Source organism: Lentilitoribacter sp. EG35 (assembly GCF_040784015.1).
Lineage (GTDB): Bacteria > Pseudomonadota > Alphaproteobacteria > Rhizobiales > Rhizobiaceae > Lentilitoribacter.
Window position 1 is genome coordinate 190,471 of sequence record NZ_JBFNGQ010000007.1, and the last position, 25,193, is coordinate 215,663.

At 44.0% G+C, this 25,193-nt stretch carries 25 protein-coding genes; 16 read left to right on the forward strand and 9 right to left on the reverse strand.

Going from position 1 to position 25,193, the window contains the following annotated elements; translation table 11 throughout:
- Nucleotides 1–9: 9 nt before the first annotated feature.
- Nucleotides 10–1,230, forward strand: coding sequence for a hypothetical protein (locus AB2J24_RS13705; protein ID WP_367385859.1), 1,221 nt, complete (start codon nucleotides 10–12; stop codon nucleotides 1,228–1,230).
- A gap of 2 nt (nucleotides 1,231–1,232) precedes the next feature.
- Here the strand turns inward: AB2J24_RS13705 and tldD are convergent, their stop codons facing one another.
- Together tldD and AB2J24_RS13715 are read right to left on the reverse strand one after the other, a co-directional pair.
- Nucleotides 1,233–2,648: a metalloprotease TldD gene (gene tldD / locus AB2J24_RS13710; protein ID WP_367385860.1), complete on the reverse strand. Its 1,416-nt coding sequence runs from the start codon at nucleotides 2,646–2,648 to the stop codon at nucleotides 1,233–1,235.
- A 108-nt stretch (nucleotides 2,649–2,756) separates the two neighbouring features.
- The gene (locus AB2J24_RS13715) at nucleotides 2,757–3,323 is read right to left on the reverse strand and encodes an invasion associated locus B family protein (RefSeq protein ID WP_244627835.1); all 567 of its coding nucleotides are present in this window, start codon (nucleotides 3,321–3,323) and stop codon (nucleotides 2,757–2,759) included.
- 404 nt (nucleotides 3,324–3,727) lie between these two features.
- Here AB2J24_RS13715 and coxB point away from each other — a divergent pair, with 404 nt between their 5' ends.
- From coxB to rnhA, 11 genes are all read left to right on the forward strand, one after another.
- Complete coding sequence (gene coxB / locus AB2J24_RS13720; RefSeq protein ID WP_162651956.1) at nucleotides 3,728–4,609, forward strand: cytochrome c oxidase subunit II; 882 nt, start codon at nucleotides 3,728–3,730, stop codon at nucleotides 4,607–4,609.
- A gap of 20 nt (nucleotides 4,610–4,629) precedes the next feature.
- Nucleotides 4,630–6,291, forward strand: coding sequence for a cytochrome c oxidase subunit I (gene ctaD / locus AB2J24_RS13725; protein ID WP_162651955.1), 1,662 nt, complete (start codon nucleotides 4,630–4,632; stop codon nucleotides 6,289–6,291).
- Nucleotides 6,292–6,371: 80 nt separating this feature from the next.
- The gene (locus AB2J24_RS13730; RefSeq protein ID WP_367385861.1) at nucleotides 6,372–7,316 is read left to right on the forward strand and encodes a heme o synthase; all 945 of its coding nucleotides are present in this window, start codon (nucleotides 6,372–6,374) and stop codon (nucleotides 7,314–7,316) included.
- A complete protein-coding gene (locus AB2J24_RS13735; protein WP_174244209.1) occupies nucleotides 7,316–7,474 on the forward strand; it encodes a hypothetical protein in 159 nt (52 codons plus the stop codon). Before AB2J24_RS13730 ends, AB2J24_RS13735 begins: the two co-directional genes overlap by 1 nt.
- Nucleotides 7,475–7,483: 9 nt before the next feature.
- Entirely contained in the window at nucleotides 7,484–8,089 is a 606-nt protein-coding gene (locus tag AB2J24_RS13740; RefSeq protein WP_162651953.1) for a cytochrome c oxidase assembly protein, read from the forward strand.
- 91 nt (nucleotides 8,090–8,180) lie between these two features.
- Nucleotides 8,181–9,050 (forward strand): cytochrome c oxidase subunit 3, encoded by an 870-nt coding sequence (locus AB2J24_RS13745; RefSeq protein ID WP_162651952.1) that lies wholly within the window; start codon nucleotides 8,181–8,183, stop codon nucleotides 9,048–9,050.
- 83 nt (nucleotides 9,051–9,133) lie between these two features.
- Nucleotides 9,134–9,517 carry a DUF983 domain-containing protein gene (locus AB2J24_RS13750; RefSeq protein WP_367385886.1) on the forward strand — a complete coding sequence of 128 codons (384 nt, stop codon included), beginning with the start codon at nucleotides 9,134–9,136 and terminating at the stop codon, nucleotides 9,515–9,517.
- Nucleotides 9,518–9,521: 4 nt separating this feature from the next.
- Entirely contained in the window at nucleotides 9,522–10,271 is a 750-nt protein-coding gene (locus AB2J24_RS13755; RefSeq protein ID WP_367385862.1) for an SURF1 family protein, read from the forward strand.
- Between the two features lie 74 nt (nucleotides 10,272–10,345).
- Nucleotides 10,346–11,341 (forward strand): 4-hydroxy-3-methylbut-2-enyl diphosphate reductase, encoded by a 996-nt coding sequence (gene ispH, locus AB2J24_RS13760; RefSeq protein ID WP_162651950.1) that lies wholly within the window; start codon nucleotides 10,346–10,348, stop codon nucleotides 11,339–11,341.
- Nucleotide 11,342: 1 nt separating this feature from the next.
- A complete protein-coding gene (locus AB2J24_RS13765) occupies nucleotides 11,343–12,305 on the forward strand; it encodes a homoserine kinase (RefSeq protein WP_367385863.1) in 963 nt (320 codons plus the stop codon).
- Nucleotides 12,306–12,308: 3 nt separating this feature from the next.
- Nucleotides 12,309–12,749: a ribonuclease HI gene (gene rnhA / locus AB2J24_RS13770; protein WP_367385864.1), complete on the forward strand. Its 441-nt coding sequence runs from the start codon at nucleotides 12,309–12,311 to the stop codon at nucleotides 12,747–12,749.
- Between the two features lies 1 nt (nucleotide 12,750).
- Here rnhA and AB2J24_RS13775 read toward each other — a convergent pair whose 3' ends face one another.
- Nucleotides 12,751–13,236, reverse strand: a complete 486-nt coding sequence (locus AB2J24_RS13775; protein WP_162651947.1) for a peroxiredoxin — start codon at nucleotides 13,234–13,236, stop codon at nucleotides 12,751–12,753.
- A 99-nt stretch (nucleotides 13,237–13,335) separates the two neighbouring features.
- Nucleotides 13,336–14,169: a protein-disulfide reductase DsbD domain-containing protein gene (locus tag AB2J24_RS13780; RefSeq protein ID WP_367385865.1), complete on the reverse strand. Its 834-nt coding sequence runs from the start codon at nucleotides 14,167–14,169 to the stop codon at nucleotides 13,336–13,338.
- Between the two features lie 157 nt (nucleotides 14,170–14,326).
- Between AB2J24_RS13780 and AB2J24_RS13785 the strand changes: the two genes are divergently transcribed.
- Entirely contained in the window at nucleotides 14,327–14,932 is a 606-nt protein-coding gene (locus AB2J24_RS13785; protein ID WP_367385866.1) for a YqgE/AlgH family protein, read from the forward strand.
- A gap of 7 nt (nucleotides 14,933–14,939) precedes the next feature.
- Here the strand turns inward: AB2J24_RS13785 and AB2J24_RS13790 are convergent, their stop codons facing one another.
- From AB2J24_RS13790 to thrC, 3 genes are read right to left on the reverse strand one after another with little or no spacing between them, the layout of a single operon-like run.
- Nucleotides 14,940–17,873, reverse strand: a complete 2,934-nt coding sequence (locus AB2J24_RS13790; protein WP_367385867.1) for an EAL domain-containing protein — start codon at nucleotides 17,871–17,873, stop codon at nucleotides 14,940–14,942.
- 19 nt (nucleotides 17,874–17,892) lie between these two features.
- Nucleotides 17,893–19,188, reverse strand: a complete 1,296-nt coding sequence (locus tag AB2J24_RS13795) for a M16 family metallopeptidase (protein ID WP_367385868.1) — start codon at nucleotides 19,186–19,188, stop codon at nucleotides 17,893–17,895.
- A gap of 13 nt (nucleotides 19,189–19,201) precedes the next feature.
- Nucleotides 19,202–20,614 (reverse strand): threonine synthase, encoded by a 1,413-nt coding sequence (gene thrC / locus AB2J24_RS13800; RefSeq protein WP_367385869.1) that lies wholly within the window; start codon nucleotides 20,612–20,614, stop codon nucleotides 19,202–19,204.
- A gap of 146 nt (nucleotides 20,615–20,760) precedes the next feature.
- On the opposite strand from thrC, the gene AB2J24_RS13805 reads away from it, so the two are divergent.
- Nucleotides 20,761–21,303, forward strand: coding sequence for a hypothetical protein (locus tag AB2J24_RS13805; RefSeq protein ID WP_367385870.1), 543 nt, complete (start codon nucleotides 20,761–20,763; stop codon nucleotides 21,301–21,303).
- A gap of 5 nt (nucleotides 21,304–21,308) precedes the next feature.
- On the opposite strand, the gene AB2J24_RS13810 is transcribed toward AB2J24_RS13805, so the two are convergent.
- Complete coding sequence (locus AB2J24_RS13810; protein WP_367385871.1) at nucleotides 21,309–21,998, reverse strand: HAD family hydrolase; 690 nt, start codon at nucleotides 21,996–21,998, stop codon at nucleotides 21,309–21,311.
- A gap of 183 nt (nucleotides 21,999–22,181) precedes the next feature.
- Between AB2J24_RS13810 and AB2J24_RS13815 the strand changes: the two genes are divergently transcribed.
- Entirely contained in the window at nucleotides 22,182–23,315 is a 1,134-nt protein-coding gene (locus tag AB2J24_RS13815) for a site-specific DNA-methyltransferase (RefSeq protein ID WP_367385872.1), read from the forward strand.
- Nucleotides 23,316–23,428: 113 nt separating this feature from the next.
- Here the strand turns inward: AB2J24_RS13815 and mutY are convergent, their stop codons facing one another.
- Entirely contained in the window at nucleotides 23,429–24,487 is a 1,059-nt protein-coding gene (gene mutY, locus AB2J24_RS13820; RefSeq protein ID WP_367385873.1) for an A/G-specific adenine glycosylase, read from the reverse strand.
- 162 nt (nucleotides 24,488–24,649) lie between these two features.
- On the opposite strand from mutY, the gene AB2J24_RS13825 reads away from it, so the two are divergent.
- Nucleotides 24,650–25,183, forward strand: a complete 534-nt coding sequence (locus AB2J24_RS13825) for a DUF721 domain-containing protein (protein WP_367385874.1) — start codon at nucleotides 24,650–24,652, stop codon at nucleotides 25,181–25,183.
- Nucleotides 25,184–25,193 lie beyond the last annotated feature (10 nt).

The window sequence follows — 25,193 nt, forward strand, 5'->3', positions numbered from 1 at the left end:
ATCATTTTCATGCCAGATGTACCTGTAAAATCAAGATTAGTCTTTAACTTTCAAGGGTTTGAAGCGAGTGCGGGTGAGAAGATGCTTGGTCGTGTGGTGTATTGCGCAAAAAAAACAAGTGAAGTTTGGGGTATTTCGACGGAACAAAAAAAGCAAAACCAGCATTTAGATGAGCATTTCGTTGAATGCGATTTAGAAATCATAGGAGAAAAATGGCAGGTTAATACCCGTGTTATCCAGTTTTCATTTGGTGATATTGTTGCGCCGTATTTGGATGGTTTCATAGTTGGGAATATGTTGAAAAATGTTCCAAAATATCTGGCGTTTTTCTTTGATGGAACGGTTTTTAGATACTTCAAACAAAGTAAACTTTATGGTGGTTTTGCACTCTTCCCAATTATAATGATGATACTCTTTGCCGGTCTGTCGTATGGTGCTACCTCCTCGCTTGTGGGCATGCTTAATTTTGATGACCAGATACAAACCGTTTCCATTACCATCCTTTCCATCATTCTGTTTTTTGTATTTTGCAAATGGCCTGGCGATAGGTTGCTTTTCCCACTAACAATAGGACATTGGGGATATGCAAGAGATATGGCTGTCGGTGCCAATGAGGATATCGAAAAACGCTACGAGATTTTCGCGCAGGTGGTGTCCCGTGAACTGACAATAAGCCAGCACGATGAAGTGGTTTTTGCTGGGCACAGTTTCGGTGCGGTTTGGGTGCCCATAGTTTTGGCAAAAGTTCTAGATCAAAATCCATCTTTATTGGAAGGGCGACGCGTTACTTTCTTGAGCATGGGTGGAAGTCTGCTGAGTACTGCATTGGTTCCAAAGGCGTCGTTTTTTAGAGAAAAGATAAGCAAGCTTCTTAAATTAGAGGAGCTGTTTTGGCATGATTATCAATGCAAAGATGATCCTGTTTGCTTCTATAAATCTGATATGTTCAAAGCTTTAGGATTAGGTGCTCCTGAGGGAGGATATCAAATTTCTCGTGTAAATTTCAAACATTCGATGGATATAAAACGCTACCGTAAAACGAAGAAATCGATTTATGATATTCATCGTCAGTATGGGCTTTATCAAGACAAATGCATTTCATTTGATTATTTCCTGCGCTTGCTTGGCCCGGTTTACTCTGACGATCTTGCAAAACAGCCCAGCAAAGCAAAGTTTGTAAATACAAAGAAAGACGTGATCGTGCAGGATGGAATTATCCAGCACCACTAACACTAAGTCTGTGTACCACCAATTGTCATCTGATCCATACGAAGATGAGGCTGCCCAACGCCAACTGGAACGCCTTGGCCTTGTTTGCCACACATACCAATGCCGGTATCAAGCTCCATATCATTGCCAACCATTGATACGCGATGCATCGCTTCGGGGCCATTGCCAATCATCATAGCACCCTTGACAGGTGCACCAATTTTCCCGTTTTCAATCATATAAGCTTCTGTGCAACCAAAAACGAATTTACCTGATGTAATATCAACCTGACCGCCGCCAAATGAGACGGCATAGATGCCATTTTTAACGGATTCAATAATCTCCGCAGGCTCTTTATCTCCACCCAGCATGTAGGTGTTTGTCATGCGCGGCATAGGTTGATGTGCGTAACCTTGGCGGCGACCATTTCCAGTAGGTTTTACGCCCATAAGACGCGCATTCTGCCGATCTTGCATATAGCCAACGAGTTTTCCATCATCGATAAGAACATTATAGCCAGTGGGTGTGCCTTCATCGTCAACAGAAAGAGAACCTCGACGGTTATCAATCGTGCCGTCATCCACGACGGTGACACCTTTTGCTGCAACTTGCTCACCCAAAAGACCAGCAAACGCCGATGTCTTTTTACGATTAAAATCGCCTTCCAGCCCGTGGCCCACTGCCTCATGTAACATCACGCCAGGCCAACCAGCGCCAAGAACAACATCCATTGTGCCAGCGGGCGCGGCAATTGCTTCAAGATTGACCAATCCTTGGCGTAGCGCTTCGTCGGCACCATGTTTCCAGCTATCAATTGCAATGAACTCGCCGAAGTCCTGACGCCCGCCAATGCCAAATGAACCTGTTTCCTGACGGTCACCTTTACCAACAACGACCGAGATATTCATTCGCGTGAGAGGGCGAATATCGCGCACAATATGGCCATCAGCGCGCAGGATATTCACAACCTGCCAACTTGCACTTAGCGAAGCGGTAACTTGTCGAACGCTTTCATCCTTATCGCGCAGATAGGCATCAATATCCTGCAGAAGAGCGACTTTTGCTTCAAAGTTTGGTGAGCTAAGGGGATTGTTTTCTGAATAAAGTTTGCGGTTGGTGCCAACTGGCGGTTCGGAATATGTACCTTTGTAACCACGTGTAACCGCGCTGACGGAATCAACAGCCCTCATGAGCGCCTGTTCTGTCATCTCACCAGAATGCGCATAGCCAGTTGCTTCGCCTGCGACAGAGCGTAGTCCAAAGCCTTGATCACTATGAAAGCTGCCGCCTTTGAGACGACCATTGTCAAACGTAAGAGACTCAGCTTCCGAATATTCAACATAAAGCTCGCCATCATCTGCGTTCGAAAGGCTGTTTGCCACAATCGACTGAATCCTTGCTTCGTCGATGTCAAAATTTTCAAACAAATTGTCAGCCATTACGAACTCCGTATTATCGTTTGTGCGTACATCAATGAACTAATATGGAGCTGAACCTTTGAAAGTACAAATATATTCAGCTCATGATAGCTTCAAATAGGTGTGAACTTATTCGAGTGCTTCAAAGCCTTTTGAAAAACCGGTTAGGTCAACTGGTAGGCCTATGCCTTCTTCTTCGCTTTGGAAAATGAAAAAGATAGCAGTATCTCCGCTTTTCAATGCGTTAAGCATATCATCATCCATAATAACTTGAACAAAGCATCCGTCCGTAAAGCAACGTGTGAAATAAGCGCGACCAAGATCTTTACCGTCAATGATAAGACCTAAACCATTGGGCAGAAGAACACCGAGCGGAGCCAAGATGCGAAGAATACGTGCCTTTTTATCCGCTGTTTTAATTACAATGACTGAAAGGCCAACGTCAGCTCTGTCATCGGCGACTACATTCTGCATTAGAACACATTGATCACCGGGTGCCCCCGCAGGTTGGTCACAAACTAGATGCCACTCGCCAAATTTTTCCTTGATATAGCCAGGAGGTTGACTGCTTGTGCCATTAGGGTTTGGAATAACTTGCCGCTCAGGGTTGGCTTCAGAAGTTTGAGCCATACTATGAAGAGGAAATATCAAAGACAAAAACATTGAAAGGCAAACAGCAATTTTGGAAAGGCGCATCGAGTTTCTCATCATCAAAATTAATTAAGCCCCCATTCAGGCGAATCAGTACTCTACTGTTGATTTATATGTGCATAAAAGAAAATGCATATTAAATCACTATATTAGTTCTTTTCCAGCTTGATAAGGGTTTTGAAATTCGTCCAAATTGAGGAATTCCACGTTTTTTTTAATAATTGGAATTCTTTTTTGTAAAGTTGACGCAAACCTTTGCTGAAATGATGGTATAAATATGCTCACAATTGTGGATTTATAAGGGTTTTTGGGCCCCCGCGCAAAAATGCCGCATGAATTCAGCAATACGTATATTGCGATAGAGGCCATTGTGTGGTTTTAACAGCAACAATTATTTTGGGATTCTGCGTGGTTTTCTGACGCGCAGATGTATGTGAGGGAGACCTAACGTGAAAAAATTGGCTTATGCAGCTATGGCTATTTCAAGCTTGCTGCTTTCAGTGACCGCGGTGTTTGCGGCGCAACCAGTCGATTGGCAAACGCGATTGCAGCCTGCTGCAACCGATATGATGAGTCAAATTATTGGATTTGAAGTTTACACTTTGTGGTTCATCATTCCAATTACATTGTTTGTGGCGGTTTTACTGGCTTATGTAGCTTGGAAATTCAGCGCAAAACGTAATCCTGAGCCCTCCACTACATCGCACAATACTGCGATTGAAGTTGTTTGGACTTTAGGCCCTGTTTTGATCCTCCTTGCAATTGCGGTTCCGTCATTCAATATTTTGACACAGCAACTTGTACCTGAAGAAGAACCTAAGATTACAATCAAGGCAACTGGATACCAGTGGTACTGGGGCTATGAGTATCAGACGGAAAACGAAGTTTCCTTCGATGCGCTGATGTTGCAAGAGGGTGACCGTGTGGAAGCTGGTAAAGAAGATAAAGCAGCGTATCCTCGTTTGTTGGCTGTCGATAATGAAGTTGTCGTTCCTGTGAATACTCAAGTTCGGCTGATTGTAACAGCCGCTGACGTAATCCACGCATTTGCGATGCCTTCATTTGGCGTTAAGATTGATGCCATCCCAGGTCGATTAAACGAAACTTGGTTCAACGCTCAAAAAGAAGGCTTGTACTATGGTCAGTGTTCGGAGCTTTGCGGCAAGGATCATGCATATATGCCGATCGCAATCCGTGTTGTCTCACAAGAACAGTATGACACTTGGTTAGCTGCAGCTGCAGACGACATTGAAGATGCTAATAAAGCCCTTATGGCTTCCGTAGAGACTGGCAAGTCAAAAGTTCAACTTGCTGCTTCTCAGTCTGAATAAAGAAGGCGATAGAGGAAATTATGACAGATACTACTGCTTCTCATGATGATCACAATCACGGCGTGCCTCAGGGCTTTGTCCGCCGGTGGTTGTATTCAACAAATCACAAAGATATTGGTACGCTTTATCTGATTTTTGCGATTATTGCCGGAATTATCGGTTTTGCGCTTTCAGTTGCGATGCGTATGGAATTGCAAGAGCCGGGAATTCAATACTTCCACGGCTTTGCACAAATGCTATATAGTGACGTAACCGAGGCAAATTCTATAGATGCTGGTAAACATATGTATAATGTGTTTACAACGGCGCATGCTTTGATCATGATTTTCTTTATGGTTATGCCTGCGCTTATCGGTGGCTTTGCCAATTGGATGGTTCCAATTATGATTGGTGCGCCGGATATGGCATTTCCGCGCATGAACAACATCTCATTTTGGTTGTTACCACCTGCGATTATTCTGCTTCTTCTTTCAATGTTTGTCGAAGGTCCGGCAGGCTCATATGGTACTGGTGGTGGTTGGACAATTTATCCGCCATTATCAACAACTGGCCAACCCGGTCCTGCTATGGATTTTGCAATCCTTGCGCTTCATGTCGCTGGTGCTTCATCCATCCTTGGTGCAATTAACTTCATCACAACCATCTTGAATATGCGTGCCCCTGGTATGACATTGCACAAGATGCCATTGTTTGCTTGGTCAGTGCTTGTTACAGCTTTCTTGTTGTTGCTTTCATTGCCAGTTCTTGCAGGTGGCATCACAATGCTCCTAACCGATCGGAATTTTGGGACGGCCTTCTTCAGCCCTGATGGCGGTGGCGATCCAATTTTGTTCCAACACTTATTCTGGTTCTTTGGTCATCCCGAAGTTTATATTTTGATCTTGCCTGGTTTTGGTATCGTTTCGCACATCATTTCAACATTTTCTCGTAAGCCAATCTTTGGCTATATGGGTATGGCTTATGCAATGGTTGGTATCGGTGTCGTTGGTTTCGTTGTTTGGGCCCACCATATGTACACTGTTGGCCTGTCACTCAATGCACAGCGCTACTTTGTATTTGCAACAATGGTGATTGCTGTTCCAACAGGGATTAAAATCTTCTCATGGATTGCAACAATGTGGGGTGGTTCAATTACTTTCCGCACACCAATGCTTTGGGCAATTGGTTTCATTTTCCTATTCACTGTTGGTGGTGTGACGGGTGTTCAGTTGGCTAATGCTGGCCTGGATCGTGCTTATCATGATACATATTATGTGGTTGCTCATTTCCACTACGTGCTATCACTTGGTGCTGTGTTTGCGATCTTTGCTGGTTGGTATTACTGGTTCCCTAAAATTACGGGCTATATGTACAATTCATTCCTTGCTAAATCGCATTTCTGGGTGACGTTTATCGGAGTGAACATCGTATTCTTCCCGCAGCACTTCTTGGGTCTTGCTGGCATGCCGCGCCGTTACATCGATTACCCTGATGCATTTGCTGGCTGGAATGCAATCTCATCATACGGCTCATACATTTCGGCTGTCGGTGTTGTGATCTTCCTCGTATGTGTATGGGAAGCGTTCGCGAAAAAACGTGCTGCTGGAAACAATCCTTGGGGTGAAGGTGCTGATACTCTTGAGTGGGAATTGTCTTCTCCTCCGCCGTATCACCAGTGGGAACAGCTTCCGAAGATTAAATAATCTTCCAAAAACGAGAATTTGAAACCGCCTTTTGGCGGTTTCAATATAAATAACAAACTGATTTTTGGATCATTCGTCAAATGGCAAGTAGTCAAAATATAGAACTAACCGCAGAGCTGCCCGACACTCATTTGTCCGAGGCTTTAGCTGGTGACTATTTTGAGTTGTTAAAGCCACGTGTCATGTCGCTTGTCGTATTTACTGCCGCTGTAGGTTTGATTATTGCCCCGGGGAATATTCACCCGGTTATTGGTATCATTGCGATTCTTTGTATTGCCATTGGTGCTGGTGCCAGTGGTGCGCTCAACATGTGGTATGATGCTGATATTGACGTCATCATGACACGTACTCAGAAGCGCCCGATTCCATCAGGACGAATTACTGGTCAAGAAGCACTTGGTTTTGGTGTCGTTTTATCAGTCTTCGCGACAATTATCCTCGGCCTTGCCACAAATTGGTTAGCTGCCGGTATTCTAGCGTTCACTATCTTCTTTTATGCTGTGGTTTATACTATGTGGCTTAAGCGTTCGACACCGCAGAATATTGTGATTGGTGGCGCAGCTGGTGCATTTCCGCCAATGATTGGTTGGGCCGCTGTGACCGGCACTGTCACGCTTGAGAGTGTTGTTCTCTTTTCTATTATTTTTCTGTGGACACCGCCTCACTTTTGGGCTTTGGCACTATTCAAGCAAACGGATTATGAAGCCGTTGGTGTTCCAATGATGCCGAATGTTGTTGGCGCGCATAAAACTAAAATACAGATGCTAGCATATGCCATCTTAACCGCAATTTGTGGTGTTTTACCAACCCTTATGGGCTTTGCGGGGCTTGCATATGGCGCTGTTGCACTTGCTCTTGGTTTGGGTTTTGTTTTTTACTCCTGGAAAACTTACAGGATGGACGAAGCGGATTCCAAGATGACAGCCGCTAAGAAGTTGTTTGGCTTCTCTATTATTTATCTATTTGCTATTTTCTCAATGTTAATCATTGATCGCGGCATCGAACTTGCTATCGGAGTTCTTTAATGTCTGAGATTGAAAAAGTAACTCTGACCGAGAAACAGGCAAAAGCTAGGAAAGCCCGCTCTGTAGCTCTGGGAATTGTGCTGATTGTTTTTGTCGTCATAGTTTACATTCTAACCGTTGTTAAAATTGGTCCTGATGTTGCATCAGGAAAGTTTTAGGAAGCTGTCATGACTGATAACCAAGCAGAAAACAAAGCAGTTAAAAACAGCAATGGTAAAGTCGCCATCGCCTGTGTAGCTTTTGTTGGTGCTATGGTTGGTGTGAGCTATGCTGCTGTGCCGCTTTATGAAATTTTTTGTCAGGTTACGGGGTATGGTGGTACTACATCTCGTGTTGAGCAGGCATCTGACGTTATTCTTGACCAGAAAATTAAAATTCGTTTTGACGCAAATGTTTCAGGAGATCTACCTTGGGATTTCAAACCCAAGGTTCGCGAAATTGAGATTGCAATTGGCGAAACAGCTCAAATTGAGTATTTGGCAAAGAATATTGCTGGCATGACAACGAATGGACAAGCTACATTTAATGTGACGCCTCAATCTGCTGGTGCCTATTTTAATAAGGTGGAGTGTTTCTGCTTTACTGAAACAGACTTAGAGCCAGGTGAAAGCTTGGATATGCCGGTGATATTTTTCGTTGATCCAGAAATTGTTGATTACGAAGAAACTAAGGACATCAAAACCATTACACTTTCTTACACTTTTTTCTCCCATGAGAGTGAAAAACCTGTTGCAGCTTTGTCTGAAACGGTGGATGCGGAGAAGAAATTATGAGATATGAACAATTAACATATTCGTTTTATACGAATTTTGCGATTATGACCTGCGCTTGTGGCGTAGATAAGACCATTGAGGGGTAATTCTTATGGCGGGAACTAAAAATCACGATTATCACATCATCGACCCGAGCCCTTGGCCGTTTTTGGGTTCAGCCAGCGCTTTAATCATGGCTATTGGTGGTATCGGCTATATGCGATATCTATCAGATGATACAACTGCCTTGTTCGGCTTGGAGTTCTTAGCTACTCCTTGGCTCTTTTTCATCGGCCTTACCGGTGTGCTGGCGACAATGGTGTTCTGGTGGGCTGATACGATCAAAGAAGCGCATGAGGGGCATCACACACGAGTTGTGTCCATTCACCTTCGCTACGGCATGATCATGTTCATTGCATCAGAAGTGATGTTCTTTGTCGCCTGGTTCTGGGCGTTCTTTGATGCAAGTCTTTATCCGGCTGAAGCTGTACAGGAAGCACGTGTTGCTTATACGGGGGGGCAGTGGCCTCCTGCGGGTATCGAGGTTCTCGACCCACTTCATTTGCCGCTTTATAACACTGTGATCCTGCTCTGGTCTGGTACAGCCGTGACTTGGGCTCACCACGCATTGCTACATGGCGATCGTAAAGGCCTTATATATGGTCTTTTGGCTACAGTTGTTCTTGGTCTTTTATTCTCAGGCGTACAAGCTTATGAGTATGCTGCTGCACCATTTGCATTTAAAGATTCAATCTACGGATCAACATTCTTCATGGCGACAGGCTTTCATGGTTTCCATGTGCTTGTTGGAACAATCTTCCTGCTCATCTGCTTGATCCGTGCGCTTAAAGGCCACTTTAAAGAAGACCAGCATTTTGGCTTTGAAGCTGCTGCTTGGTACTGGCACTTTGTTGATGTTGTCTGGCTATTCCTGTTCTTTGCGGTATATGTTTGGGCCTCTTGGGGTGCTGCTATCCACTAGTTGGAAAATGTATTATGATAGTTTTGGAGGGCGGCTTTTTGGTCGCCCTTTATTATTTGGAAAGTAATTTAAGCGGAAATGCGATGGGCGATGATCATGCAAGATATGCACCTGTTGATCCTGTTTCAACCGGGTTCAAAGGGAGGTGCCCGCGTTGCGCCCAAGGGCAGTTGTTTGACGGTTTTCTTGCGCTGAAGAAAGAATGCCTAAATTGTAAGCTCGATTATGCATTTGCTGACTCAGGTGATGGACCTGCTGTTTTCGTTATGACTGGTTTAGGGTTTGTTGTCGTTGGGTTGGCCTTATGGCTTGAAGTAAATTATTCGCCGCCCTTATGGCTTCACCTTGCCATATGGTTCCCACTCACCATCGGACTAGGTCTATATCTATTAAGAGCAATAAAGGGCATAATGATTTGTTTGCAATATAGAAATAAAGCCGCTCCGGGTGAAATTGATCGGGGATAACTACATGGAACAACAGAAAACTCAAAAATTCTCTATCGCTAACTTACTCATTTTGACCTTAACGATAATAGTGTTTGCGACCCTTATCGTGCTGGGGACATGGCAGGTTAATCGGCTGGAATGGAAAGAAAATCTTCTTAGCCAGATAGACGAGAGACTTAAGTCGCAACCAGTAACGATTGATCAGATTATCGAGAATGTAAAAGATGAAAAGGCTTTTGAATATCAACCCGTCACGGTTGAGGGTGTTTTTGATCATTCCAAAGAACAGCATTTTTTTGCCACGCATCAAGGCCGCACGGGGTATTATGTTTATACGCCATTGAGCTTTGAAGGTGGCACCGTGTTCATCAATCGTGGTTTTGTTGAATTTGACCTTAAGAATCCGGAATTACGTCCGCAAGGACAAATTACAGGTCGTGTGTCGGTCACAGGTCTTGCTCGAAAAATGTTAAATGAAAAACCATCCAGTTTGGTTCCTGATAATGATCCGGTTAAAAACATATTTTATTGGAAAGATCTCATTTTGATGACGAAGATGAGTGAGTTAACGATCGCAGATGATCAGGTGCAACCGTTTTTCATCGATGCCGTTAAGTCAGATATTCCTGGCGGCTATCCAATTGGTGGTGTGACACTTATTGATCTTCCCAATAACCATCTATCATATGCTTTCACCTGGTATGGACTTGCTGCAACATTATTGGTTATCGCTGGTGTATTTTTGTTTCGGCGCAAGACATTGAAAGCTTAAAGATCATCGTTGCTTCCTCTTGACATCGTGAGGCAGGCCACCCACTAAGGTTATGAAAATAGGATGTAACTTTGATGCAAAAATCTGAATTGACAATTCGATTATGTGGCCCGCGCGGATTTTGTGCAGGTGTGGATAGAGCTATTCAAATTGTAGTGCTTGCGCTCAAAAAATATGGAGCGCCCGTTTATGTGCGCCACGAAATTGTGCATAACCGTTTTGTTGTCGAAGGGCTCGAGCAACTTGGCGCAATCTTCGTTGAAGAACTTGATGAGATACCGACAGAACACCACGATCAACCGGTGGTTTTCTCGGCTCATGGCGTACCGAAATCCGTGCCAGAAGATGCTGTTGAGAGAAATTTATTTTATCTAGATGCGACCTGCCCGCTGGTGTCAAAAGTCCATAAACAAGCCATGCGCCATGTACGTTTGGGGCGTCATGTTATCTTGGTTGGACACAAAGGTCACCCTGAAGTCATTGGAACAATGGGGCAGTTGGAAGCAGGTGAAGTTACACTTATCGAAACGGTGGAGGACGTGGACGCGTTCTCGCCAAGCGATCCAAATGCTTTAGGGTTTGTAACGCAGACCACACTATCGGTCGATGATACACAAGATGTGATCAAACGGATGAAGGAGCGCTTTCCGAATATTCATGCACCTGCTGCTGAATCGATTTGCTACGCGACAACCAATCGCCAAGAAGCTGTAAAACAGGCCGCGGAAGGTTGTGATTTCTTCATTATAGTTGGCGCGCCGAATTCGTCGAACTCCAAGCGTCTTGTCGAAGTTGCTAAGCGAGCAGGGGCAAAGAATTCGCTTTTGGTTCAACGAGCATCAGAAATCAATTGGGATCAATTTGAAGATGTACGCACGCTCGGCATGTCGGCCGGGGCCTCAGCACCCGAGGTTATTGTTGATGAGATTATCGAAGCATTCCGCGAACGGTTTGATGTTAAAATTGAGCTTGCCGAAATTGTCAAAGAGACCGAGAATTTTCTTGTTAACCGCGAGATTAGAGATGTCGAACTTACGGTTCAAGACATGGCTTTTGTGAACGGGCAGTAGAATGGCAGTTTATACAGATATTAATGAAGTTGAGTTGGCGGATTGCCTCAAAAAATATGATATTGGAACGTTACTCTCCTACAAAGGGATTGCCGAAGGCGTTGAAAATTCTAACTATCTGTTACGTACAACAGAAGGCACCTTTATTCTCACCCTCTATGAAAAGCGGGTTAATAAGGATGATTTACCGTTTTTCTTGGGATTGATGGAACATTTAGCGGCGCGCGATGTGAGCTGCCCACTGCCTGTTCATAGAAAAGATGGGGAGATCCTGTCAGAGTTAGCTGGTCGCCCAGCCGCAATTATTACCTTTTTAGAAGGCATGTGGCTCAGAAAACCCCAAGCCAAGCATTGCCGTGAACTAGGTGCAGCCATTGCAAGTTTCCATCTCAAGGGGCAGGACTTCCCGATAAGGCGAAAAAACGGGCTTGAGCTTTCAGATTGGCGACCTCTTTGGAATCAGGCACGAGATAAAGCCGATACGGTTCAAAAGGGCTTGGTTGCAGAAATAGACGGACAGCTTGATGAGTTGGAAAATAATTGGCCAAGGGGGCTACCAAGTGGAGTTATCCATGCAGATCTCTTTCCCGATAATGTCTTTTTTATCGGCGATGACCTGTCTGGCCTGATAGACTTTTATTTTGCTTGTAACGATACATTTTCCTATGACATTTCCATCTGCATAAATGCATGGTGTTTTGAGGTTGATGGTTCTTTCAATATGACCAAAGCTATGGCTTTTTTCAAAGGGTATGAAAGCATACGCAAGCTGGAGCCAGCAGAGCGTGATGCGATGCCGTTGCTCGCTCGCGGGTCAGCCATGAGGTTCTTCCTCACCCGCCTTTACGATTGGATCAATGTTCCCGATGGTGCCTTTGTTGTAAAAAAAGATCCGCTTGAATATCTGCGTCGGCTGCGTTTTCACCAAAGTATCAAGAGCCCATCTGAGTACGGGTTGAATTAATTCATGAAACATATCGAAATTTATACAGACGGCGCCTGTTCCGGTAACCCGGGACCAGGTGGTTGGGGTGCGATCCTTCGTTATCAAGATAATCAAAAAGAATTAAAAGGTGGCGAAGCCAACACCACCAATAACAGGATGGAATTAACCGCTGCAATCGAATCATTGAATGCTTTGAAGCAAACCTGCAAAATTGATCTATATACAGATTCTGTATATGTGCGCGATGGAATTTTGAAATGGATTGATGGTTGGAAGAAAAATAATTGGCGCACAGCTGCCAAGAAACCAGTAAAAAACGTAGAGCTTTGGCAAGCGTTAGATGAGGCGCGTAGTCGCCATGATGTGACATGGCATTGGGTCAAGGGGCATGCAGGCCATCCCGACAATGAACGTGCTGATGAGCTCGCTCGTGCCGGAATGGAGCCGTTTAAAAAATCGTAATTTAAAGTTGCTCGAGCAGTTTTACTGCGCCCGAACTAACTGCTTCGCTTGGCACATCTTCGACATTGAGCGCAGTAACTTTGCCATTTTCAACGATCATGGAATAGCGCTTGGAACGAATGCCCAATGTTCCTGCAGAAAGATCAGTTTCCAAACCAATTGCTTTGGTAAAGCTCGCATCCCAGTCTGATAGATAACGTATTTTATCTGCCCCGCCGGTAACATCTGCCCATGAACCCATAACAAAAGCATCGTTGACGGAGACAACAGCAATGTCGTCAACGCCTTTGGCTTTGATCGCATCGTGATGTTCAAGGTAGCCGGGGAGGTGATTTAAATGACAAGTAGGGGTAAACGCGCCTGGTACTGCAAAAAGAACAATTTTCTTGCCGTCAAAGATGTCATTTACACTGACTTCGGATAATCCATCGGGCGTTTTCTCTTTAAAAACAGCTGTTGGGAGAGAATCACCAATTGAAATTGACATACATATTTCCTTACAAATTTTATTTAACGAAGATAGTGGAGCTTGTTCGCATAATCTAGTTATATGACCAGAGCGGCGTAGGTTTGGATGTTAGAAACTTTAATTTAGCGTGTCCAGATTTATAGAGGTTTCTACAGATCTTTGTCCGAGCTTTATTAAAACATACATCTCTCCAGATAGGGTCTCATCTACTTTTAGTTTTTTGAAGAGCTTTGTTTTAAATTTGGCTTGAGTCTCATTGATCTCTATAAGTTGGGGTTGGGACAACGATAATTTTGACGGCCCATGCAAAAATACTTCTGGTTTGAATGATTTGGGATAAAAGCTTGGAAGTTCTATATTCAAATCAATCGAATTTTCCACGTTATTAAAGCTTGCTTTATTAAGTTTGAGATCATCGCCTTGTTTAAGCGGAAGCCCTATGCGAGCCAGTTCGATGACTTCTTTTTCCGCTGCATTTGTCTGCAAATTAGATAAGTCGAGATCGATTTTGGCAGAAAAAGGGACGCATATATGGCTGCAAACACCAATAAAAATATCTGAAATTAGATGCAGATTCTCACCATTGCTTTTAATTTCAATTGGCAAAGCAACGGATTTTTTATAACCCGCATATCGTGAATACCCATCGTCAATCATAACGGGTGTGGGGAAAAGCACGCGTGCTTCTTTGATGTTTTTACTTTGGGAAAAGTCAATACTGGGAGGAATTCCCGAAGAACCTGGTTCCCTCCAATAGGTTTTCCAACCGGGTTCAAGCTCGATCTGCAACACAGCATCAATTATGTCATTACTATTTGGAATAGTTTCCGAAATAAATCGAAGCTTAGCACCGTCTGTCTCGAACCAATCGGTACTTGCTGCCAAACTGGGAAGAGTTGGAAGACACAGCGCAAGAAGAATGCATGTGAAATATGACTTAATACGTTTCATACCCTTTACCGTAAACCACGCTTGTTAATAATACCAATCAAATAGAATTGACTAGCTTGTGAGATTATAATTTGTATATCCTTATCAAAAGCTCAGAGAATAGTTCTTGTTTTGTGAACAGTTTGCGTGGAAAATAAAGTCTGCTAGGTTATCAAATATGGATAGATCAAACGATATATTACAGCGTGGGGGTGGTTATTTAGAGAATAACCTCCTTATTGCCATGCCCGGACTTTATGATACGCCGTTTGCACAAAGTGTTATATTGATTTGTTCTCATTCAGATGACGGTGCGATGGGATTTGTATTGAATAAACAGTCTGATATTCTGTTTTCGGAATTCATGCAGAAGCTTCAGGTCGAAGCTAAACCTCGCGTCATTTTACCAGAAGATGTTAGCGATCTGTTGCCAGTTCATATTGGTGGTCCAGTTGATAGTGGGCGTGGGTTTGTACTTCACTCAGATGATTATACCAATTCCTCGTCCATGCATCTATCTGCCGGGCTGGCCGTTACCGCAACGCTAGATGTTTTGACGGCTATCGCAGCTGGTGTCGGTCCAAAAAAAGCTGTGCTTTGTCTAGGTTATGCGGGTTGGTCGCCAGGTCAACTTGAAGAAGAAATCGAAGCAAATAGCTGGCTCAGTTGCCCGCTAAATGAAGAAGCCGTATTTGATCCTGATATCGATAAAATTTATACGAACACGCTCTCAGCCATGGGTGTAGAGGCTGCACAATTGTCAAGCTTCAGCGGTCGTGCATAGGTTTGGTTTAGCTTTTTACATTTGATGAAAAACGTTCGCGTAGTAGTTTGAGCGTTTCGTCGGAGCTGCCTGGTTTTCCGAGCAGATAACTTTGGCCATAATCACACCCAAGCGCTGAAAGCTCCTCAACATCACTTGTTGTTTCAACACCTTCTGCAACAATTTGTAGATCTAGGTCTTTAGCGAGATTAACGATTGATTTTCGCATCTTGCTGTGTTTTTCACTTTTGCCCACAATGATGTTACGATCTATCTTCAAAACGTCAAACGGGAATTGTGTCAGATATGACATTGATGAATAGCCTGTACCAAAATCATCAAGGGAAAGTCCCATACCTGCCTGTCTGATTTTCTCGAAGGTCGCCGCAGCGATATCTGGGTTACCCATCACAACCGTTTCGGTTAGCTCAAACTTAAATTTTGAGGCAGCGCATTTTGAACGGCTAATTTCCGCTTGAATATCGTCAAACAGATCTGTCTTCATTAACTGGGCCGCTGATAAATTGATGGACATAAAAATTGGTAGGTCCCCCAAAATTGAGTGCCAGCTAGACATATCTTCAACAGCAGTTTTTAGTGCTAGGAGACCAAGTTCAAATATATAGCCATTTTTTTCTGCGAGCGGAATAAATTCAGAAGGTGGAATAATGCCTTTTTTAGGGTCTTCCCATCTTAGAAGAGCTTCAAAGCCACTAATCTCTAAGCTGTCCAATTTCACGATGGGCTGATAAACAACAGTTATCTCACCGCGGGCAATCGCATTTTTCATGTTCTCTTGCAGGCTGAGGAAACTAAGACCGGTTGACCTGTAAGCAGGTTTAAATGGTTCAATGCGGTCACCACCAAAACGTTTTGCATGTAGCATTGCAAGTTCAGCATCTGCCAATATTTCCGTCGCCGATGCATTTGTATTCACAACTGTGAACATGCCTATTGAAGCGGTGACACTGAACGCTTTTTTTGCAAAATCTATTGGGGCTTTAACCGCTTGGCTGATTGCATCTGCAAGCTCGGCTATGTTTTTTGGATCAGATTCAGACATTAAGATTACGCCAAATTGATCTCCACTCATTCTCGCCATCAGATCTTCTTCTTTGAGTAGTCGCCTGATGCGCCTTGTTAACGCCAGCATGATTGTATCACCAGCGGCCATACCAATAGCCTTATTGACCTGTTTAAAGCTATCCAGATCAATTATTAAAACGGTCGGTAGAAGGTTACTGTCGCGATTTCCCATCACAAGATGCGTTTGAAGCCTATCCAGAAAGAGCTCTTCATTTGGAAGCCCCGTCAAACTGTCTGTAACAGCATTTTTCAGAAGGCGTGCCTCGATAATTTTTTGTTCCGTAATGTCTTGAATGGTTCCCACGCAGCGAAGGATTTCACCATTAGCACCTATCACCGGGCGCGCTTTTAATGAAAACCAATGGTAATGATTGTCCGAGGCGCGAATACGAAACTCCTGATGAATGCGACCTTTCTTGACCTCAAGCATGATATCCAGTGTTGTGCTAAAGGAATCGCGATCATTTGGATGCATCAAGGGAAGCCAGTTTCGCAATGAACCGTGGAGGCTGTTTGGCGCAAGCCCGAGGGGTTTTGATATGTCAGGGTTTGTTGTCAGACGATCTCTTGCGACATCCCAATCCCAAACTATATCGCCGGATCCTGTAAGGGCAAGCGATTGACGTTCTGCATCTGAAAATAAACCCTGTTGGTATATGCCGCTTGTAAAAACATGCTGCATCACAGTGAAACTTAGGAGTAATACGACAAGGACCATGCCCCCGCCGAGAGCTGGTTGTAAAATGTCATTATCATACTGACCTGTAATCGTCATACCGGCAGCGAGTAACCAACATAGGAGTAAAAGCCATGTTGGGATGAGCATAACTGCGCGATCATATTTATGGTAAGCAAGAAAACCAATAACAAAGACACCAAGCACAACTGTAGTCGCTAACGAAATACGTGCAATGCCAGAAGCAACAGCAGCATCGATTAAGATTATCGAAAATAAACCCGCAAGACCCAGGAGCCACACAAGAGTTAAATATGACAAATTTGTATGCCAGTTATGAAGGCTCAGGTAAGTGAAGAGGAAAATAATTAAACTGCCTGCAAGTAAAACCTCAGCGCCAGCACGCCAATATTGAAGCTCTTCTGGTCCAATGCTCAAAAGTTCAGGCAGAAAGCCAAAATCAACACTGATATAGGTCAAAACTGTCCATGCCAGCATTGCAGTTGCGGGCAACATAGCTGTCCATCGGACGATAAAAAGATTTGTAAGAAATACAGCCAGCAAGCCTGCTATACCGATCAAAATTCCCTTATATAAGGTGAATGAGTTGACTGTATCTTTGTATGCTCCTGGTTCCCAAAGATACATTTGCGGCAAATTATCACTGGTGAGTTCAACGACAAACGTAACAACGGTTCCCGGATTAAGCGTAATTCGGAAAATATCGGCATCATCACTTTGTTCCCGGTCAAGAGCAAAACCTTCGCTGGGTGTAATGCTGTTAATACGTTTCGAGCCTAAGTCAGGCCAAATAATTCCTGCATTTACAATGCGATAATGTGGTGCGACAATTAACCGATCAATCTGTTCACTCGTACCATTTGCGAGCACAAACACGGCCCAGTTCCCTGCATGTTGCTCGCCAGTTGCACGTACTTCAATCCGGCGGACAATACCATCAGTGCCGGGGGCTGTGGAAACTTGAAAAGCAGCCCCCTGCTGCGGAAATATCTCAACAGCACTCGTTAAATTAATAGCCCTATCTTCAGAGGTGATTTGAACTGGATCATAGGCAAGAACTTGATTTGGTACAGTAATAATTGAGAATAGTAACAAAATTAGAACTAGTAAAAAGGCATGGCCATTGGCAGCCAGAGAGCCTTTTAAAGCCTTACCCTTATTGCAAAAAAATGGCGTCATATAGGGCCCTTATGGCGCTTTACTCAGCTGCATTTAGCATTGAGCCTGGCGTTTTGAGTTGCTTCTCAAGATCTTCAATACCAGCGAGATGGTCAATTGGACCTACTGCCGATGTTGTCATTTTTTGACCAAAAAACAAGCGCTGGGAAAGGTCTGTGAGACGATCAGGTGTAATGTTCACAAGTCTTTCCATTAATTCTTCATTTGAAATTGGGCGCCCAAAGAGCATCATTTGGCGCGCAATCTGACCGGCACGAGCTGCGGGGCTTTCGTGAGTCATCAAAAGACCCGCACGAATTTGTGCTCGTGCGCGGTCAATTTCTTGTTCTTCAACATGTTCAGAGATTCGTACAAGCTCTTTCAAAATGAGAGGTATGAGAGCCTTAACATCTTCTGAGCCAGTTGCCGCTTGGATGCCAAAAATCCCGCAATCAGATAAGCCCCAATGAAATGCATAAATCGAATAACATAAGCCGTGGCGTTCTCGTACTTCCTGAAAAAGACGCGATGACATGCCGCCGCCTAAAATATTTGCAAGCACTTGTGATGCATAAAAATCACGTACATGGTATGCTCGACCTTCGAAGCCAAGTAGTATATGTGCATCCATTAAGTCGCGTTTTTCGCGAAACGTGCCACCTGTGTAGATAGCTGCTGGATATTCGCGGCCCTTATCGCTGGCTGGATAAAATGCTGTTCCATGATCTTCAAGCAGTTTGCAAATTTCATCGTGATCTACTGCACCAACTGCCACAAATGTGAGGCGGTCGGCGGTGTAATTTCGCTTCATGTAGTTACGAATCTGATCGGGCGTAAAACTTTCAACAGTTTCCGGTGTTCCTAAAATCGGCCGCCCGACTGTTTGATTTTTGAAGGCGGCAGAGGAAAATCTGTCAAAGACAATATCGTCAGGTGTATCATTTGCAGCGCCAATTTCTTGCAAAATGACGTGTTTTTCCCGCGTAAGTTCATCTTGCTCAAATGTTGAGTTTGTCAAAATATCAATCAGAATGTCAACGGCCAGCGGGACATCATCTTTCAAAACACGGGCATAAAAAGCTGTTGTTTCTGTCGATGTAGACGCGTTGAGTTCACCGCCGACATTCTCGATTTCTTCAGCGATTTGTCGAGCCGTTCTCTTGCCCGTACCTTTAAAAGCCATGTGTTCTAAAAGGTGGGCAATGCCGTGCTCTTCGTCTGTTTCATCACGCGAGCCAGCTTTGACCCATATTCCTAAAGCTGCACTTTCAAGATGCGGCATATATTCGGTAACAACTGTCAGACCATTGTTAAGTTGGGTTGTTTTAATACTCATATAGTGTTTAAATTCAAAGGCTTGCACGTGTATGCATTGAGATAAATTCCTCCACGAATTTTAACTCTGCTGGCAATACTCTAAACGTTTCCTCCCGTTGCATCAGATCGCTTAACCAGTTTGGCAGTGCTGGGTCAATTCCGCAAGCGGTTTTAACCGCTGTCGGAAACTTTGCCGGATGTGCTGTTGCAAGAGTAATCATAGGCGCTGTAGGGCGTATATTCTTCTCGGCAACATACATGCCAACGGCAGTATGAGGGTCAAGCAAGTAACCATTTTCCTGATGATATTTCAAAATCGTGGCGTCGACATTTTTACCAAGTGCTTTTCCTGTTGCAAATTCTCGGCGGATAGCTTTAAGAATGTCATCTTCAATCGTAAATGAACCGGATTGTTTTAGTGCGTCCATCGCGTTGCGAATTTTCACACCATCGCGCCCATAGGCTTCAAAGAGTAAGCGTTCAAAGTTCGATGAGATTTGAATATCCATCGACGGAGAACTGGTTGCCGAAACACTCTTCATTTCATAGGTGCCGGTTTTAAGTGTGCGAACGAGAATGTCGTTGTCGTTGGAGGCAATTGTCAATTTGGCGATCGGTAGCCCCATTTTCTTTGCTGCATAACCTGCAAAGATGTCGCCGAAATTTCCAGTTGGAACGGTGAAAGATACTTTGCGATCAGGCCCGCCTATGGCTAGGCTTGCTGTGAAATAGTAGACAATTTGAGCCATTATACGACCCCAATTGATGGAATTCACACCAGAAAGCTGTACATCTTGTCTAAAGTCGGAATGATTAAACATTGCTTTGACAAGGTTTTGGCAATCATCAAATGTACCTTCAATAGCAATGGAATGCACATTTTTTGCTTTTGACGTTGTCATCTGGCGTTGTTGCACGGGCGAAACCCGATTATGCGGGAACAAAATGAACAAGTCTGTACGATCTCGATTAGCAAATGCTTCAATCGCTGCACCGCCAGTATCGCCTGATGTCGCGCCAACTATTGTTGCACGCTGGTCGCGTTGCTCAAGCACATAATCCATCATGCGACCGAGTAATTGCATAGCAACATCTTTAAATGCCAATGTCGGACCATGGAATAATTCAAGCAAATAAGAATTATCATCCATCTGAATAATTGGTGTTACTGCATTGTGGCGAAAGCCTGCATAAGCTTCATCGATCATTTTCTTTAACTGATCATCGGGAATATCACCGTCAACAAATGGCTGCAAAATCGTAAAAGCAACATCGGCATAAGGCTTGCCGCGTAACGCTTTTATTTCTCGTTTGCTAAATTCTGGCCATGTTTTAGGAACATAAAGGCCGCCGTCTGTTGCAAGACCTGCGAGAAGAGTATCGCTAAAGTCTAATTCAGGTGCTTCACCTCGCGTGGATACATATTGCAAAGCTATTTTCTCCATGTGCTAGCATCAAAGATTATTTTTATAGATGCTCTGCATCGATTTTTTGTTCAGGCGCTGATATAAACTAACATGACAGACATGCAAAGCCTTTGCGTCATGCATGTTACAATTTAAAATTTTGAAAAAAAGTAGAGTTTGTTCCTGTGTTCCATATAATTCGAAATTCATTACCAATTTTATCAGTTTTTTTGATACTCTCAGGTTGTAAATCAACAGAGCCGGCAAATACGTTAGATGTTGCAAATACAGCGGAACAGACAGCGCCAATTATTCAGGGTAGCTGTCCGCGCGTAAGTTTCCGAGAGGGTACAACATATTACCGCGCTTATACCCGAAAAGGTGAGGGTGATCCATCCAAGATCACATATCAGTCCTCATTGGCGGATGCGACGAGATCTTGCACTATTTCGGGCGGACAGCTCAATGTAAGTGTATTTGCTGCGGGTCGTTTACTTGCAGGGCCTCAAGGCAAGGCCGGCGAGGTTCAATTGCCTATTCGTGTCGTTGTGGTCGATAAAAAAACAAAGAGTGTCCTCTATTCAGAACTTTCAACGCAGGTTGTATCTTTAATTGGCCCGAATTTGACAGCTCAATTCGTATTTAATGACCCCAATGTTATAATTCCTGCGGGCGCTGGCGGCGAAACAGAGGTTTTTATCGGTTTCGATTCAGGTCCAAAAAGCTAGAGCGGCTATTTAAGTTCGGTCCATTCAGCCAGAACTTCGATCATTTGTGGCAAGTCTGACATGCGGTTAATGACCGTCTCAGCGCCCGCATCGATGAGCTTGTCTGAATGGCTTGGATAGCTGTGAGAAGCGCCGGTAAAGCCAATGACACGTGCGCCTGCAGCCCTTGCCGCTTTGACGCCCGATTCTGAATCCTCGATCACGATTGTATAGTCGGGTTCTGCATCGAGCACATCGATCGCGTATAAGAAAACATCAGGATGTGGCTTTGGTCGCTTCTCTCCCACGTTTCTTGATGAATAGATGCGGTCACCAAAATAGCCAATGAGTTGATTTTTGGTCAACATCATCTCAAGGCGACTTTCTGGCGAGTTGGAGCAAACACACATTTGGGTCGTTATTTTTTTAAGTGCATCCGCTGCACCTTCAATGGCAGTCGCCTCTGCTGGGATGCGTCTATTCAAAATATCATGTGTCTCTTCCAGCAGCGTCGCTTGAAGGGGGATATTTTCCTGTCGCTCAACTTCCATCATGATATTCTTGGTCGTCATTCCTGCAAAGCGTTCAGCAAACTCCTCAACGGGGATGTCAAAGCCAGCCTGTCTTAGTTGTTCTGATTCTATCTGCGCCGCTAGAAATTCGCTGTCGATCAGCGTGCCGTCACAATCGAATATGATGAGATCAAGGTCAGCCATTGGAAATCCGTTCAAGTAGATGGAGTTTAAGGTGCCCGTTTTTCCTTATTCCAGTTCATAAAGCAAGTCACTGTGGGATGTTTTTAGACGTTCATTTTCTGTTTACCATGTCCAGTAATTCAATATTTACCGTAAGCAGTAACAATGTGCTCATTATGTTTTGAGTATTTGTGTGAGTATCCCATGTCGTCTGTTGTTTCTCTGAAAGAAATCCGGTCCGCTTCTGAAGATAAGGCCCCTTATCTGAACTCAATTATCAAGGGTGATTGTGTCGCAGCTCTTGAAGCGCTTCCTGATAATTCTGTCGATATGATATTTGCCGACCCACCTTATAATCTGCAGCTCGGTGGTGATCTTCATCGCCCGGACCATTCAAAAGTTGATGCTGTTGACAATGCTTGGGATCAATTTTCATCATTTGAAGCCTATGACAGCTTTTGCCGTGCTTGGTTGTTGGCCTGTCGCCGTGTTTTAAAGCCAAATGGCACAATTTGGGTGATTGGATCTTACCATAATATATTCCGCGTTGGTGCTATTTTACAGGATCTAGAATTTTGGCTACTGAATGATGTGATCTGGCGTAAAACAAATCCGATGCCAAATTTTCGTGGCCGTCGTTTTCAAAATGCACACGAAACCATGATTTGGGCAAGCCGCGATGAGAAAGCTAAGGGTTACACTTTTAACTATGACGCGTTAAAGGCGTCAAATGACGATGTGCAAATGCGTTCTGATTGGTTATTTCCGATCTGCAATGGTGGTGAGCGCCTTAAAGGTGACGATGGTAAAAAAGTCCATCCGACACAAAAGCCGGAAGCATTGCTTGCACGTGTGATCATGTCATCCACAAAACCTGGTGATGTTATTCTGGACCCATTCTTCGGTTCTGGTACAACGGGCGCCGTAGCTAAACGTCTTGAGCGTAATTTCATCGGAATTGAGCGCGAGCAAGACTATATTGATGCCGCAACAGCCCGTATTGATAGTGTTACACCACTTGGCAAAGCAGAGCTGAAGGTCATTACCGGCAAAAAGGCCGAGCCACGTGTCGCATTTCTCACGCTTTTGGAATCTGGACTGATCAAACCTGGTACAACGTTGACGGATTCAAAGCGTCGTCATACGGCAAATGTGCGTGCTGATGGTACGATTGAAGCAAATGGTGAAGCTGGTTCCATCCATAAAATGGGTGCAAAAGTCCAGGGCTTTGATGCTTGCAACGGATGGACATTCTGGCATTATGAGGATCAAGGTAAACTCAAGCAAATTGATGAGTTTCGTACGGTTATTCGTGCTGAAATGGCAAAGGCCGGGTAGTTTTACCGCAAGTTGACCGGGCCGACTATTAGGTCGGTCCTTCTTACAATCAGTAAAACCTTCACTGCTTTGAAGATATTATTGTTACGATATCTATGTGGTATTATCGAAATCTACTTTCGTTTTCGATCAGTCGCTTTTAAAATAACTTTTTTCATAAGATTTGGTAACGCTTCACCTTCAATTTCATTTTGTGCAGACCACCAACCGTTTAACGTAGGTCGTATGTCCACTTTTATGTGGTAGACAATCAGACTAAGTTCAAAATGGGTAAATACATGCCTGATTTCTCCCCTTTTTTGCCAATCACCACTAAACGGAGCAGACTGGATATCAGTTTCTCCGTCTTGATTTGAGTTCCAATCTGTCGTTGGAACTTCGCTCATACCGCCAAGAAGTCCGGTTTCAGGTCGCTTCTGTAGATAAATTGCACCATCCATATCTTCGATAACGAATGCCGCGCCCCTGCGCTTTGGTTTAACTTTTTTAGGGGTTTTTACGGGATAGCTTTCTTGAGAGCCAAGTTTTGAAGCTTTGCAGATATCCTGCAACGGGCAGGGCAGGCAATTGGGTTTTTTAGGTGTACAAATTGATGAGCCTAGATCCATAAGCCCTTGTGCAAAGTCACCGGGTCGCGCCGCGGGTAAATGCTTGGCCACTTTTTCTTTTATCGGTACTTTGGCTTGTGGTAATGGGGTATTAATCGTGAAGAGACGCGCAAAAACTCGCTCGATGTTGCCATCAACTACGGCTACGGGTTGTTGAAAAGCAATGCTGGCGATTGCTGCTGCCGTATATGGGCCAACACCTGGTAGCTTGATTAGTTCGGTTTCATTGTCGGGGAAGCGACCTTGGAGCTCGGAAACAACATATTCGGCGCATTTCTTTAAATTTCGCGCGCGGGAATAATAGCCTAATCCGGCCCATGCTTGCATAACGCTTTCGTTGCTAGTTTCAGCTAAAGCTGTGATATTTGGCCAGAGTTTTAAAAACTTCTCATAATAGGGTTTCACTGCAGTGACCGTGGTTTGCTGCAACATAATTTCTGATAGCCAGACATGATATGGATCAGGTAAAATACCTGATTTACTATCTCCTGGCGGTATTCGCCACGGCAGAGTGCGGTGGTATTTATCATACCATACCAGTAGCTTGCCAGAAATTTCACTCAATCTGATTACCTTCTAAGTTAGGTATTATTCATTGCGATGCTACTTATATTACGAATTCACTTCTTTGTAAGATCAAGTGCTTTTAAAAAGTAGCAAAACCCCAATAATGCGTTTAATGATGAGTTGAATATAAAGCAAAACTCGAACATAGGATCGAATGCCTTGGCAGGGAACTATAAAAAAAACGGATATGGAGGCAAACCAGCCTCACAAATTGCCGAGATTGCCAATGTCTTAATTGATCCAATTTTGGCTAAAAAAGCTGGCATTAATACGATGCTAATCGGTGTTTGGGATGAAATTGTCGGTCCTGAATTTGAGGAATGTTCACGCCCTGAGAAAATCATCTGGCCACGCCAAAGAGGGCATCTACAGTCTGATCCTGAAAGTGGCGGCGGCTTGGAGCCAGGGCAACTAACGATAGCCTGCGAAGGGTCTCGCGCACTTTTTTTGTCTCATCAACAGAATGAAATTATCTCGCGGATCAACTCGTTTTTTGGCTTTCCTGCCATCAACCGAATAAAAATCATTCAAAAAGCAGTACAAAAACACGACAAAATTCGTAAAAAACCTCGAAAATTACAAAAAAGCGAAAAACAAGAGCTCAACAATATGCTTGGTGGTGTTGAAGATTCAAACCTAAAACAGGCATTGACAAAATTGGGCGAGGCTGTTTTGTCAAAGCGACAGAAATAATCATTGAGAC

Bases quoted from the DNA above. Each gene is read 5' to 3' on its own strand.
- AB2J24_RS13750 (WP_367385886.1), top strand. From the start codon at position 9,134: ATGGGCGATGATCATGCAAGATATGCACCTGTTGATCCTGTTTCAACC.
- AB2J24_RS13775 (WP_162651947.1), bottom strand. From the start codon at position 13,236: ATGTCAATTTCAATTGGTGATTCTCTCCCAACAGCTGTTTTTAAAGAG.
- AB2J24_RS13755 (WP_367385862.1), top strand. From the start codon at position 9,522: ATGGAACAACAGAAAACTCAAAAATTCTCTATCGCTAACTTACTCATT.
- tldD (WP_367385860.1), bottom strand. From the start codon at position 2,648: ATGGCTGACAATTTGTTTGAAAATTTTGACATCGACGAAGCAAGGATT.
- AB2J24_RS13815 (WP_367385872.1), top strand. From the start codon at position 22,182: ATGTCGTCTGTTGTTTCTCTGAAAGAAATCCGGTCCGCTTCTGAAGAT.
- ctaD (WP_162651955.1), top strand. From the start codon at position 4,630: ATGACAGATACTACTGCTTCTCATGATGATCACAATCACGGCGTGCCT.
- AB2J24_RS13745 (WP_162651952.1), top strand. From the start codon at position 8,181: ATGGCGGGAACTAAAAATCACGATTATCACATCATCGACCCGAGCCCT.
- AB2J24_RS13715 (WP_244627835.1), bottom strand. From the start codon at position 3,323: ATGCGCCTTTCCAAAATTGCTGTTTGCCTTTCAATGTTTTTGTCTTTG.
- ispH (WP_162651950.1), top strand. From the start codon at position 10,346: ATGCAAAAATCTGAATTGACAATTCGATTATGTGGCCCGCGCGGATTT.
- AB2J24_RS13765 (WP_367385863.1), top strand. From the start codon at position 11,343: ATGGCAGTTTATACAGATATTAATGAAGTTGAGTTGGCGGATTGCCTC.
- AB2J24_RS13735 (WP_174244209.1), top strand. From the start codon at position 7,316: ATGTCTGAGATTGAAAAAGTAACTCTGACCGAGAAACAGGCAAAAGCT.
- AB2J24_RS13740 (WP_162651953.1), top strand. From the start codon at position 7,484: ATGACTGATAACCAAGCAGAAAACAAAGCAGTTAAAAACAGCAATGGT.
- AB2J24_RS13790 (WP_367385867.1), bottom strand. From the start codon at position 17,873: ATGACGCCATTTTTTTGCAATAAGGGTAAGGCTTTAAAAGGCTCTCTG.
- AB2J24_RS13810 (WP_367385871.1), bottom strand. From the start codon at position 21,998: ATGGCTGACCTTGATCTCATCATATTCGATTGTGACGGCACGCTGATC.
- AB2J24_RS13705 (WP_367385859.1), top strand. From the start codon at position 10: ATGCCAGATGTACCTGTAAAATCAAGATTAGTCTTTAACTTTCAAGGG.
- rnhA (WP_367385864.1), top strand. From the start codon at position 12,309: ATGAAACATATCGAAATTTATACAGACGGCGCCTGTTCCGGTAACCCG.
- AB2J24_RS13780 (WP_367385865.1), bottom strand. From the start codon at position 14,169: ATGAAACGTATTAAGTCATATTTCACATGCATTCTTCTTGCGCTGTGT.
- thrC (WP_367385869.1), bottom strand. From the start codon at position 20,614: ATGGAGAAAATAGCTTTGCAATATGTATCCACGCGAGGTGAAGCACCT.
- AB2J24_RS13785 (WP_367385866.1), top strand. From the start codon at position 14,327: ATGGATAGATCAAACGATATATTACAGCGTGGGGGTGGTTATTTAGAG.
- AB2J24_RS13795 (WP_367385868.1), bottom strand. From the start codon at position 19,188: ATGAGTATTAAAACAACCCAACTTAACAATGGTCTGACAGTTGTTACC.
- AB2J24_RS13730 (WP_367385861.1), top strand. From the start codon at position 6,372: ATGGCAAGTAGTCAAAATATAGAACTAACCGCAGAGCTGCCCGACACT.